The following is a 13,014-nucleotide window of genomic DNA, read 5'->3' as shown; positions in this document are numbered from 1 at the left end:
CCGTCATGAACCTGCGGCCGTCCGCCCGGGCGGGGGGACGGCCAGGGCGCGTTCGAGGTAGGCGCCGTCGAGAGGCCGGGGGTCGGGCAGGTCGCCCGTGCACGCCAGCAGGTGGGTGCGGTCGTAGGCGCGGTGCTGGGCGCTGTACGCCGTCATGAAGCCGAAGTCGCCGAGCATGGCGGCCTCCAGCCGGGTGGGATCGCCGATCCTGGGCGTGATCTCGACGGACAGGCCCGGGTGGACCGCTTCGAAGGCCCGGGCGATGGCGCGCACCGGCGTGTTGTCCGGGTGCGTGACGTGGACGGTGAGCACGCCGGGGCCCCGGTGGGCGGCGACGGCGCGGACCATGGCCCGGACGGACCAGTCGGCCTGGACGAGGTTGAGCGATCCGTCCGGGGATCCCGGGAGGCGGAAGCGCAGCGCTCCCTGGGAGAGCGCCGTCCCTGGTGGGCGCGCCGCGGCGGAGGCGCGCGCGGCGCGTTCGTCGAGGGTCGCGCGCACGCTGCGGGACAGGACGGCGAAGGGGTGCCGAGGCAGTCCCTCCGGGGCGGGGCGGTCGTCGACGAGGACGCTCGGCCGCAGGACGGTGACCGTTCGCCGGGCGTCGCGGGCCCACCGCAGGACCATCCGCTCGGCGGTGAACTTGCTCTGTTCGTAGGCGTTGTGGAAGCCGGCCGCGTCGCAGAGGTCCGTCTCCCGGATGACGCCGTGGGCGCGGCGGCCGGCCACGTAGGCGGTACTGACGTGGACGAGGTGGGCCGCCGGGACGCGGTCGGCCAGTTCCAGCACGCGGCGGGTGCCGATGACGTTGACCCGGTGCACCGGCACGGGGTCCCCGCGCAGGGTGGTGGCGGCGGCGCAGTGCCAGACGGCGGTGAGGCCGGCGGGCGCCGCGCCGTCCGGGAACGGCCCCCGGCCCGCCAGGTCGGCGCGCAGGCAGCGCAGCCGGCCGAACGCCCCTGGTCGCACCGTCCCGTTGACGTCCAGCCAGCCGACGGCCGTGCGTATGCGGTCGAGCAACACCTCGGGTGCGTCGCGGCCGAGGACGATGACGGGGGTGTCGTCGTCCTGGCTCAGGAGGTGGTGGAGCAGACGGCTGCCGACGAACCCTGTGGCGCCGGTGATGAGCACGGACATGGTGACGTCCTTCCGGCAGTCCGGGCGTACCGGGACCCGGTTCTCCAGCGGGTGGGGAAATGCCGCGGAACGCACGGCGAGCCGGGCCTGGTTCCGGTACTCCCTCCCCGCATAGCTGTTGCCAACCGGCCGTCCGGCCACGCCTCTTGGGGTGATTTCACCTGGACGGGTGAATGCCCCCGCCAGTGCGCTTAACTGCCCTTTTCCCGTGAAGACATAACACGAGCCCGCCGGTCGCCGGCCTCCCCGCCTGTCGGCGGCGCGCACACCGGCGGGCGGCCCGACGGCTGCGGGCGGCCTCGACACCGGCGGGCGCGAGGGGAGGGCCGTGGACATGGAAGCGGACGGACGAGAGGGCGCCGGCCGGGATCCCGGTGCGGCCATCGCCATCGTCGGGGCCTCCTGCCGGCTGCCGGGCGGCATCGGCGGCCTGGCGGAGCTGTGGGCGGCTCTCGAAGAAGAGCGTGACATGATCACGACATTGCCGCCCGGCCGGTTCGACCCCGTCCGGTTCGTCGACACCGGCCACCCCCGGCCGGGCAAGAGTTACACGGCCGCCGGCGGCTTCCTGGAGGACCCGGCGGGCTTCGACGCGGCCTACTTCGGCATCTCGCCCAAGGAAGCCACCGCCATGGACCCCCAGCACCGGCTGCTCCTGGAGCTGACCGCCGAGGCGCTGGACGACGCGGCCGTCGATCCCGCCCGGCTGGCCGGCACCGACACCGCCGTCTTCGTCGGCATCTCCGACGGCTCGTACGCCGTGATGCCGGCGCCGCGCGAGGTGACCCCCTACACCATGGTCGGCGGCGCGCTCGCCCTTGCCGCGAACCGCGTCTCCCACGCCTTCGACCTGCGCGGCCCCAGCATGTCCGTCGACACCGCCTGCTCCTCGGCGCTGGTCGCCCTGGACCGGGCCTGCCGCGCCCTGCGGGACGGCTCCTGCCGCACGGCCCTGTGCGGCGGCGTCAACATCCTGCTCAATCCCCAGCAGTTCGTGGGCTTCTCGCAGGCGTCCATGCTCTCGGCACGCGGCAGGTGCGCGGCCTTCTCCGCGCACGCCGACGGTTTCGTCCGCGCCGAGGGCGGCGGCGTGGTGCTGCTCAAGCCCCTGGCCGACGCCCTCGCCGACGGCGACCGCGTGCACGGGGTGATCCTCGGCACCGGGACCAACTGCGACGGCCACACCCCGGGGGTGTTCCTGCCCAGCACCGAGGCCCAGGAAGAGCTGCTGCGCCGCACGGCCGCCGAAGCCGGGGTCGATCCCGACGAACTGGTCTACTTCGAGGCGCACGGCACCGGAACCCACGTCGGCGACCCCGTCGAGGCGACCGCCATCGGACGCGCCCTGGGGATGCGCCGGATCACCGGGGACCTGCCCATCGGCTCGGTGAAGTCCAACCTCGGCCACCTCGAACCCGCCTCCGGGATGGCCGGGCTCTGCAAGGCCCTCCTGGTGCTGCGCCACCGCACGGTGCCCGCCTCGCTGCACGCCGAACCGCTCAACCCCGCCATCGACTTCGCGGGGCTGGGGCTGCGCCCGGCCACCGGGAAGCTGCCGGTGACCGCGTCCGGGCGGGCGGTCGTGGGCGTCAACTCCTTCGGGTTCGGCGGGGCCAACGCGCACGTCCTCGTCGCCGCGCCCGACCCCGCGCCGGAGCCGGACCCCGCGCCCCCCGCGCGCCCGCTGCCGGTGCTGGTGAGCGCCCGCTCGGCGCGGGCGCTCCGCGAGGCCGCCGCCCGGCTCGCGGACCGCCTCGACGCCTGCCCGGAGCGGGAGTTCCCCGACGCCGCCGGCACCCTGTGGCGGCGCGGCCGGCACGAGCACCGCGCGGTCGTCCTGGCCACCGGCGCCCGCGAGGCGGCGCGCGCACTGCGTGCGCTGACGGCCGACGGCCCCGCACCGGACGCCCCCGAGGGAGCCGTCGGGAAGGCCGCCGGGCGCGGCAGGGTGGCGTTCGTCTACTCCGGCAACGGTTCCCAGTGGCCGGGCATGGGGGCCGACCTGTACGCCCGCGAGGCGGTCTTCCGGGACGCGGTCGACGAGCTCGACGCCCGACTGGCCCCACGGCTGGGCTGGTCCGTCGCCGAGGCCCTGACCCGGCCGCCCGGCTCCTGGCGGCTGGAGGCCACGGAGTGCGCCCAACCGCTGCTGCTCGCCGTCCAGCTGGGGACCACCGCCGTGCTGCGCGCGCACGGGATCACGCCGTCCGCCGTCCTCGGGCACAGCGTCGGCGAGGTGGCCGCCGCGCACGCCGCCGGCGTGCTCGACACCGAGGGCGCCGCCCGGGTGATCGCCGAACGCTCCGCCGTCCAGGCCCCGACGCGCGGCGCCGGCCGCATGGCCGCCGTCGGCCTGTCCGCCGAGGAGGCGGCGGACGTCCTGGCCCGGTACGGCGACACCGTGGTGCTCGCCGGGATCAACAGCCCGCGGGACGTCACCGTCGCCGGACCCGCCCCCGACCTGGCCGCCCTCGGGGAACGGCTGCGCGGCCGCGGGGTCCTCTTCCACGAGCTGGACCTCGACTACGCCTTCCACAGCCCCGCCATGGACGGCTGCGAGGCCCCGCTGACCCGGGCGCTCGACGGTCTCGAACCGTCCCCCGCCACCGTCCCGTTCTACTCCACCGTCACCGGGACCCAACTGCTCGGCACCGAGCTGGACGCGCACTACTGGTGGCACAACATCCGCCGGCCCGTGCGCTTCGCCGACGCGGCGGCGCTCGCGCACGAGGACGGCGCCGACGTCCTCCTCGAACTCGGCCCCCACCCCGTCCTGACCGGCTACCTGCGCAGGAGCACCCGAGGGGACCGCCGGAAGCCGGTCACCGTGCTGCCCACCCTGCGCCGCGCCGACGCCGGGCCGCGGGTCCTGGCCACCACCGTGGCCGCCCTGATCGCCGCCGGCGCCGGCGCCTCGGGCCCCGCCTTCCGCCCCGGACGCGTCGTGGACCTGCCGGCCTACCCCTGGCAGCGCGGGCGCCACTGGACGGGCGGCCCCCGTTCGTGGCTCCGCGACCCCGGCGACGGAGTGCTGGACCACCCCCTGCTCGGCGAGCGCGTACCCGCCCCGCACCCCCAGTGGCACGGCCCCGTCGAGCCGGTCGCGGCCCCCTGGCTCCCCGACCACCGCGTCAAAGGTGCCGTCCTCCTACCGGCCACCGGGTACGTCGAGATGGCCCTGGCGGCCGGCCGCCGCACCCTGGGCGACGGCCCGCTCGACGTCGGACGCCTCCTCATCCGCAGCGGTCTGGTGATCCCCCGGGACGACCCCGGCGCCCTCGCGCTCCAGTCGTCCCTGCGCCCGGACGACGGCACCATGACCATCACCAGCACCGCCCGTCCCGGTGACACCCCGCGGGTCCACGCCACCGCGCGCGTCCGCACCCTGACCGCCCCCCGGCCGGCCCCGGTGGACCCGGCGGCCGTCCGCGCGCGCTGCCCGCGGCACGTCCGCGCCGCCGACTACTACCGCGACCGGGCCGCGACGGGCCTGGAGTACGGACCCGCCTTCCAGGTGCTCACCGAACTGAGCGCCGGCCCCGCCGAGGTCCTGGCCGCCTACCGGCACGACGCCCCGGGCGCGCCGTACGTCGTCCACCCGGCCCTGCTGGACGGCGCGCTGCAGGCCGGTGTGCAGCTGCTCGCGGACCGGCTCGACGCCGGGCAGGCTTTCCTGCCCGCCTCGATCGCGGCCGTCCGGGTGTGGGACACCCCGTCCGCGACGGGATTCGTCCGGGCCCGGGAACTCTTCCGGAGCGAGGACGAGGTCCGGTGGGACCTCTCCCTCACCGACCCCGACGGCCGTGTCACCGTGCACGTCGAGGGCTGCCGGCTGCGCCGGACGTCCGTCGGCGGCGGCACCCCGGTCACCGTCCACCACACCGCCCTCCGCGCGGCGCCCCGCCCCGGACGGCCCGGCTCCCCCGCGCCGCTGCCCCCGCCGCGGCGGATCCTCGACGCGCTCCGCCCGCCCGAACCGCCGCTCCGCCCCGGCGACGAGCGCCGCGCCCGGGACGCCCTCGACGAGTTCGCCGCCCGGCACCACGCCAACGCCCTCGCCCGGCTCCTCCCCGACGCCCGCGCGCCGTTCGCCGTGACGGACCTGCTGGGCCCCGAGCCGTCGGCCGGGCACCGGGCCTGGGCCCTGCGGCTGCTCGACCTGATGTGCCGGCACGGCACCGCGCTGCCGCTCGGCGACGGCCGCCACCGGCTGACCGCGGACAACCACGACACCGCCGCGCCGGCCCACCGCTGTCTGGACGCCGCCCCCGCCTTCGGCACCGCCCTCGCCCTGGCCGCCGCGGCGGACCGGTACTGGACCGCCGCGCCGGACGCCCCACCCGCGGACCACACCGAGACGGCCGAGCTGGTGCAGGAGACGCTGCCCGCCGAGCGGCGCCGCTGCCGGCTGCTCCGCGCCGCGCTCTCCCGCGTCGCCGAACTCTGGCCCGCCGAACGGCCGTTGCGCGTGCTCGACACCGGCGAAGGGGCCACCGCCGTCGCGCTGCTCCCCGTCCTGCCTCCCGACCGCACCCACTACCGCCTCACCGGCGTGCCGCCCGCCGCCCGGCCCGCGCTGCTCGCCCGGCTCGCGGCGCTCGGCCACGACGCCGTCGTCGAGCTCACGGATCCCCTGGCCGACGAAGCCGGCGAGGACTTCGACATCGTCCTCGACGACACACCGGGCGACCGCCCCGACCCCGAGGCCGCCCTCCGCCGGACCGCCGCCCTCCTCACGCCCGGCGGGTACCTGATCACCTCGCTCGCGCACGACACCGCGCTGCGCGACCTGCTGCACGGGCCGGCCGACGGCCCCGCGCTCCGGCCGCCGCCGGACGGCGACGCCTGGCCGGACCTGCTCCGGCGCGCCGGGTTCACCGACGTCGCCCGCGCCGACACCGACGGGCACACCGTCCTGCTCGGCGCCGCCCCCTCCACCCCGCGCCGGCCCGAACAACCCCTCGCCACGCCCCCGGACGCGGCGTTCCTCCTGGTGACCGCCGACCGGCGGGAGGACGGGCTGGTGACCGCCCTCGCCGCCGCCCTCACCCGCCCGGGCGCGCCCGCGGTGGCCACGGGCCGCGCGGGCGGCACGGCGGAGGAGTGGACGGCCCTGCTCGACGCCGTCCCGGCCGACGACGCGGCGACCCGGCACGTCGTCCTGCTCGTCGGCCGCACGGCCGGCACCGGCCCGGACGCCCCGACCGCCCACGCCGCCCGGACCATCGCCGCGCTCGGCGCCCTGGCCGCCGCCCACGCGCGCCGGGACTCCGGCCCGGGGACGCGGCTGTGGCTGGTCACCCACCCGCACGACGCGCTGCCGGGCCCGGTACGGGACGCCGACCCGGCCGCCGCCGCCCTCTGGGGCGCCGCCCGCACCCTCGCCAACGAGCACCCGCGCCTGGACACCCGCCGGATCGCCCTGTCCCGCACCGGCGACCCGGCCGCCGACGCCGAGCGCCTGGCGCGCGAACTCGTCGCCCCCGACGAGGAGGACGAGGTCGTCCTCACCCCCGAGGGCCGGTTCGTGCCCAGGGAACGGCCGGGCACGGCCCCCGTGCGGATGCGGCCGGGCGAGACCGCCTTCCGCCTGCGGCTGCGCGACCCCGGGCTGTCCTACCGGCTGTCGTGGACGGAGACCGTCCCCGCGCGGCCCGGCCCCGGCGAGGTGGCGGTGGCCGTACGCGCCGTCGGGCTGAACTACCGGGACGTCATGCAGGTCATGGGGCTGCTGCCGGGCGAACTGACCGAAGGCACGCCCTCCGAGCGCGGCCCGGGCATCGAGTGCGCCGGCACCGTCACCGCCTGCGGCCCCGGCGTGACGCAATTCCGGCCGGGCGACCGGGTCGTCGGCGTCGCGCCCTCCTGCCTGGCCACCCACACGGTCACACCGGTCCACTGGCTCACAAGGCTGCCCGACGGCATCGCCTTCACCGAGGGCGCCGGCGCGCCGATCGCCCTCATCACCGCCCACTACGGGCTGGGCCACCTCGCCCGGCTGCGCCCCGGCGAGACCCTCCTGGTCCACGGCGCCGCCGGCGCGGTCGGCCTGGCCGCGCTGCGCTACGCCCGGCACCACGGGGCGCACCCCATCGCCACCGCGGGCAGCGGGCTCAAACGCTCCGCCCTGCGCTCCCTCGGCATGGAACACGTCCTGGACTCCCGCGCCCCGGACTTCGCCGACCGGGTCCGCGCCCTCACGGGCGGGCGCGGCGTCGACGTGGTCCTCAACTCCCTGGCGGGCGAGGCCGTCGTGCGCGGCCTGGAACTCCTGCGCCCCGGCGGCCGGTTCGTGGAGCTGGGCAAGCGCGACATCCACGAGAACAAGCCGCTGCCCCTGCACCCCTTCGACAACAACATCGCCTTCTTCGGCCTGGACATCTCCGCCCTCCTCCCCGACCGGGCCTTCTGCGCCCGGCTGATCGACGAGGCGCTGATCGCGGAACTGGGTCACGGCACCTACCACGGCCTGCCGCACACCACCTTCCCCGCCGCCCGGGTCCACGAGGCGTTCCGCCTCCTCCGGCATTCGCGGCACATCGGGAAGGTCGTCGTCACCTTCGAACCCGACGACGAGCCCCCGCCCGTCGAACCGGCCGCGAGCCCGCACCGCCCCGACCCGAACGGGACCTACCTCGTCACCGGCGGGACCGGCGGCTTCGGTGCCGTCACGGCCCGCCGGCTCGCCGACCGCGGCGCCCGGCACATCGCCCTGGTGAGCCGGCGCGGGGCGGCGGCCCCGGAGGCGGCGGCCGTCCTGGCCGCGCTGGCGGCCCGCGGTGTCCGGGCCACCGCGTACGCCGCAGACGTCACCTCCGCGAAGGCCATGCGGTCCGTCGTCAGGAAGATCGACCGCACCGGCTTCCCGCTGCGCGGGGTCGTGCACGCCGCGACGCGGTACGACGACGCGCCGCTGACCGAACTGGACGAGGCCGGGGCCGCCGCCGTGCTGGCGCCGAAGGCGACCGGGGCCGCCGTGCTCGACGGCCTCACCCGGGACCGGGAGTGCGACCTCTTCCTGTGCCACTCCTCCGGCACCGCCCTGCTCGGGAACGTCCACCAGGCCCCCTACGTCGCCGGGAACCTGGCGGTGGAGGCCCTGGTCCGGCGCCGCCGCCGGGAGGGGCTGCCCGGTCTCGCCGTCGCCTGGGGCGCCCTCTCCGACACCGGCCACGCCGCCCGCGACGGCCTCCTCGACGGCCTCGCCGCCGTGGGCGTCGAACCGCTCACGTCACGGCGGGCGTTGGCCGTCGCCGAGGGCCTGCCCGCGACCACCGACGTCGTCGGCGCCGGCCGCTACCACTGGCCGCGCGTCGCCGCCCTGCTGCCCCAGGCCACCCGCCCGCGCCTCGGCGCGCTCGTGCCCGCCGGCGCCGCGGACGACGGGACCGCGCGCGAACGGCGGCTGGACGCCCTCCGCCGCATGCCCGCCGAGGCCGCCCTCGACCTCCTCGTCGAGGAACTCACCCGGCTGGTCGCCGATGCCCTGGGCACCTCCCCCGACGGCCTGGACCCGCACACCCGGCTCGACGCCTACGGCATGGACTCGCTGACGGGCACCCAGTTCTTCGCCACGCTCCAGCAGACGTACGACGTCCGCATCCCGCCCATGGAACTGCTCAGCGGCAACGGCACCATCACCGGCGTCGCCCACCAACTGCGCCTCGGGCTCGGCCTGGAGGGGAAGGGGGGCGGGGACGACGCCGGGGAACGGGACGGAACGGGATCCCGCGATGGCCATGACGGCCGGGACGGCCAGGACGGCCGGGACGGCCGGGACGGTCACGGCGGTCACGGCGGTCACGATGGCCACAGTGGTCACGACGAGAGGCCGGCGGGGACGCAGGAGGCATAAGGCGGACGGCGCTCTCCGGCACGACGCCCCGTTACCTTTTCCGTGGCCCCGCAACGGGGCGCCTGGCCCCCGGGCTCGGTATGGCTGTGTGCCCCCTGTCGAAGTACATGACCTGGGGGGTGTTGCCGCCGGGCTTCGGGGCACCGCTTGACCGCTGATGAGGGGCCTGACGACCACTCTGGTTCGGCGCAATGCCGGACCGCTTCACGGGTGGCATGTCTGCGTAACGTGGTTGCCGGCGTGTGGTGCCGCAGGGACGGCCGGGAGTTGGGGAGACGAGTGGCGAGGGGCACGCGCACATGGTCGACACGACCGCGACAGATCTCTTCCTCGGCCTGGACCTGGGCAAGGAGTTCCACCACGCCCACGGCCGGACCGGGGACGGCAGGACCGTGCACGACAAGCGGCTGCCCAACACCGAGCCGAAACTGCTGGAGCTGTTCACCAAGCTGGTGGCGAAGTTCGGTACCGTCCTGGTGATCGTGGACCAGGTCGCCAACATCGGCGCGCTGCCGCTGACGGTGGCCCGCGCGAGCGGGTGCCGGGTGGCCTACCTGCCGGGACTGTCGATGCGGCGGGCCGCCGACCTGCATCCCGGTGAGGCCAAGACAGACGCCCGCGACGCGTTCGTGATCGCCGAGACCGCCCGGACCATGCCGCACACCTTGCGCGCGGTGGACCGTGACGACGAGGTACTGGCCGAGCTGACCATGCTCACCGGCTACGACAACGACCTGGCCGGCGAGGTGAACCGCACCACCAACCGGCTGCGCGGCCTGCTCTCCCAGATCCACCCCTCCCTGGAACGCGTGCTCGGCCCGCGCCTGGCCTACCCCTACGTCCAAGCCCTCCTGGCCCGGCACGGCTCCCCGGCGAAGCTGAAGAGACTCGGCCGGGCCCGCTGCGAGGCCCTGCTCAAAGCGCACGGCTCGCGCAAGGCGAAGCAGCTGGCCGGGGAGATCTCCGACGCGCTGGCCGAGCAGACTCTCGTCGTTCCCGGCACCGAGGCGTCCGCGCTGATCGTTCCGGGCCTGGCCGCTCAGCTCGCCGCCGCCCACACCCAGCGACAGGCCACCGAGCAGGAGATCGCCGCCCTGCTGGAGGCCCTCCCTCTTTTCCACCTCCTGACGTCCCTGCCCGGCATGGGCGTCAGGACCACCGCCGCGGTGATCGTCGCGATCGGTGACGGCACCGGCTTCCCCACCGCCGGACACCTCGCCTCCTACGCCGGACTCGCCCCCGCAACGAAGTCCTCGGGCACCTCCATCCGCGGCGAGCACGCTCCCCACCGCGGCAACCGGCTCCTCAAACGCGCCCTGTTCCAGGCCGCGTTCGCCGCGACCGGCTGCAAGAGCGACCCGTCCTCGCGGATCTACTACGACCGCCAGCGAACCCGCGGCAAGACTCACACCCAGGCGATCCTCCGCCTGGCCCGGCAACGCGTGAACGTCATCCACGCGATGATCCGCAACGGCACCCTCTACGAACCCCGCGCCCTCGACCTCGCTGCCTGACACCCACCCCACCCCCTGCCTCTTCCAGCCCGCTCCATCCCGTCACCGGCACGGCCACCCCCGCCACGCCGGCCACCGCCCTGCCCGCACCGCACCCGAGCCGCCGGGAACATCCCGCTTCGCGGGACGTTCCCGAAAACCAGCACGAACCCCTACGAACCAGCCCCGCCAGGGTTGACGAAACAGATAGGGGCACCCCCCCCGACACGGCGGCCACCGCGCGCCGACGTCCGCGGGGAGGCCGTCGAGCCGGGAGCGCCCACCGGCGAGGCCGCCGGGTCGCCGGGGCGCGTGCCCGGCCCGGGAAGCCCCGCCCGAAAGTCGGAGTCATCGGCCCGCCGGGCCCCGCGCCCGGCGTACGGGCGTCGATCGGCCGGGCGCGGCATCCGTCGGCGCGGCACTCTCGTGGTCGGGCTTCCCACGCGTCTCCGTCCCCCTTTCCTCTCTTTTCTCCCTCCCCTCCTGCCCCTCCTCCCCCTCCTGCCCCTCCCTCCAAGCACCCCGCGTCCCGCCCGTGATCACCACCGTGAGGTGGGCGGCCCCCGCCGCCAGCAGCGTCGGGGTCAGGCCGGCGGTGGCGATAAGGGCGCCGGCCGCCAGGCCGCCGAAGGGGATGCCGGCCCAGGCGACGGCGGCGGTCAGGGCGCGGACCCGGCCGATGAGGTGGCGGGGGAGGCGTTCGTACGAGATCGCGCTGAGGATGGGGTTGAGGAAGCCCGCGCCGAGGCCGCCGGTCGCGAAGACGACGGCCACCAGCCACAGCGGCGCGTCGAGGGCGAGGACCAGGTAGCGGGGGGTGTCGCTGAGCAGGTAGCCGGTGAAGAAGACCAGGCGGCGGCGGAGCCGGTGGGCGACGGCCGCGGCGGTGAGGCCGCCGAGGACGGCCGTGGCGCCGAAGAGGCCGTTGACGAGCCCGATGACGGCCGGCCCGCCGCCGGAGTCGCGGGCCCAGAGGGGGACGAGGACCTGGGCGAAGGCGGCGCCGAGGAAGTTGCCGACGCCGACGACGGCGCAGATGGCCCGCAGCAGCGGGTCGCCGCGCAGGAAGGCGAACCCTTCGCGCAGCCGCCGCCCGTAGCCGTCGGGCTCCGGGGTGCTGTCGGTACCGCCGGTGCCGCCGGACGCGGCCGGGCGTCCCATGCCGGGCGGCAGCACCAGCCCGATGATCACCGAGCCGAGGGCGAAGCAGGCGGCGGTGGCCAGCAGCGCGGGCAGCGGGCCGGCCAGGGCCACGAGGGCGCCGCCGGCCGCGGGCCCGGCGGTCGCGGCGAGCTGTTCGACGACGCCCGCGAGGCCGGTGGCCCGCTCCAGCCGCAGCCCGCCGCGGTCGGCGGCCTCGGGAAGCATGACGTCCCGCGCCAGGTCCCCCGGCCCGCGGACGGCGCCGATCACGGCGACGAGGACGAGCAGCAGCCAGAACCGCAGCACGCCGAGGGTGTGGCAGAACGGAATCAGGACGGCGGCGGTCGCGCTGAGGGTGTCGGCCGTCCAGCAGACGACGCGGGGGCCGACGCGGTCCACGAGCGGTCCGGTGAGGGCCTTCACCACGACATAGGGCGCCAGTTCGCAGAAGGCGACGAGCCCGGTCCGGGTGGCGCTGCCGGTGGTGACCAGGACGAACCAGGGCAGGGCGATGGCGGAGACCCGGGTGGCGGTAAGGGCGACGGCCGTGGACGCCAGCACCCCGACGAGGGGGCGCCTGCCGCCGGCGCGATCCGGTCGGCGACGGCCCGCGCCCCGGCGCGTACTGGCCGCGGGGACGCCCGTCATGACGGTTCCTGCCCCGTCACCTCTTGCTTGGGGTCGGGCAGGATGTGCAGGACGACCTTCACCTGCTCGGCGCCGGCGGGCCCGGCGCTCGCCGTGTCTGCCCCGCCTGCCCCTCCTCCCCCTCCTTCAAGGGCCGGCGTGAAGCGGCGGTAGCGGGCCAGCACGGCCCGCAGCTCCGCCGACAGCTCGGCGGTCTCCTCGGGCGTGAGCCGCAGCAGCCAGTCGCTCGTCTCCAGGACGTCGCGCCAGGGCCGGGGCATGGACGGCGCCCGGCCGATGGCGACTTGGGTGTGCAGGGCGTGCATGCCGGCGACGGAGCCGCGGAACGCCGCCGTGGCCTCGGGCTCCTCGTCGTACAGGCTCCGGTCGCGGAGCCACGTCCGCTCGTGCGCCGCGCGCCACCAGCGTTCCCGCGCGTTGCCGCGCTCGCCGTCCTCGGCCACGAACCCGGCGGCGGCGAGCTGCCGGAGGTGGTAGCTGGTCACACCGGACCCGACGCCCAGGTCCTGGGCGAGGCGGGTGGCGGTGGACGGGCCGTGGGTGCGCAGCAGGCCGACCAGCCGGACGCGGAGGGGGTGGGCGAGGGCGCGGAGGCCCTTGGCGTCCAGCACCATGTCCGTCCGCGGGTCGGGGCCCAAATCCTTTGTGCCGCTCGCGAGTTCGCTCTCCTCTGCCATGAGTGGGCACTCTAGACCGCCAAGAGTTCTTCGCAAAGAGGTTTTCGCGAAGAACCCTTGG

General features: G+C 76.3%; 5 protein-coding genes. 2 read left to right on the top strand and 3 right to left on the bottom strand.

All coding sequences use genetic code 11. From position 1 onward, the window contains the following. Positions 1-3: 3 nt before the first annotated feature. Positions 4-1,137 carry an SDR family oxidoreductase gene (locus J7W19_RS30590; protein WP_004954608.1) on the bottom strand — a complete coding sequence of 378 codons (1,134 nt, stop codon included), beginning with the start codon at positions 1,135-1,137 and terminating at the stop codon, positions 4-6. 334 nt (positions 1,138-1,471) lie between these two features. Here J7W19_RS30590 and J7W19_RS30585 point away from each other — a divergent pair, with 334 nt between their 5' ends. Together J7W19_RS30585 and J7W19_RS30580 are read left to right on the top strand one after the other, a co-directional pair. Further along, positions 1,472-8,992 carry a type I polyketide synthase gene (locus J7W19_RS30585; protein WP_004954611.1) on the top strand — a complete coding sequence of 2,507 codons (7,521 nt, stop codon included), beginning with the start codon at positions 1,472-1,474 and terminating at the stop codon, positions 8,990-8,992. A 299-nt stretch (positions 8,993-9,291) separates the two neighbouring features. Then, entirely contained in the window at positions 9,292-10,506 is a 1,215-nt protein-coding gene (locus J7W19_RS30580) for an IS110 family RNA-guided transposase (RefSeq protein WP_004956465.1), read from the top strand. Between the two features lie 327 nt (positions 10,507-10,833). Here the strand turns inward: J7W19_RS30580 and J7W19_RS30575 are convergent, their stop codons facing one another. Both J7W19_RS30575 and J7W19_RS30570 read right to left on the bottom strand, forming a co-directional pair. Further along, on the bottom strand, positions 10,834-12,276 hold the full coding sequence (locus J7W19_RS30575; RefSeq protein WP_078588300.1) for an MFS transporter: 1,443 nt from the start codon (positions 12,274-12,276) through the stop codon (positions 10,834-10,836). Then, complete coding sequence (locus J7W19_RS30570) at positions 12,273-12,953, bottom strand: helix-turn-helix domain-containing protein (protein WP_411848848.1); 681 nt, start codon at positions 12,951-12,953, stop codon at positions 12,273-12,275. The genes J7W19_RS30575 and J7W19_RS30570 overlap by 4 nt, the downstream gene beginning before the upstream one ends. Positions 12,954-13,014 lie beyond the last annotated feature (61 nt).

The organism is Streptomyces mobaraensis NBRC 13819 = DSM 40847, assembly GCF_017916255.1.
Taxonomy (GTDB): domain Bacteria; phylum Actinomycetota; class Actinomycetes; order Streptomycetales; family Streptomycetaceae; genus Streptomyces; species Streptomyces mobaraensis.
The sequence above is the reverse complement of the archived record's forward strand: the minus strand, read 5'-3'. Positions and strand labels throughout refer to the sequence as shown.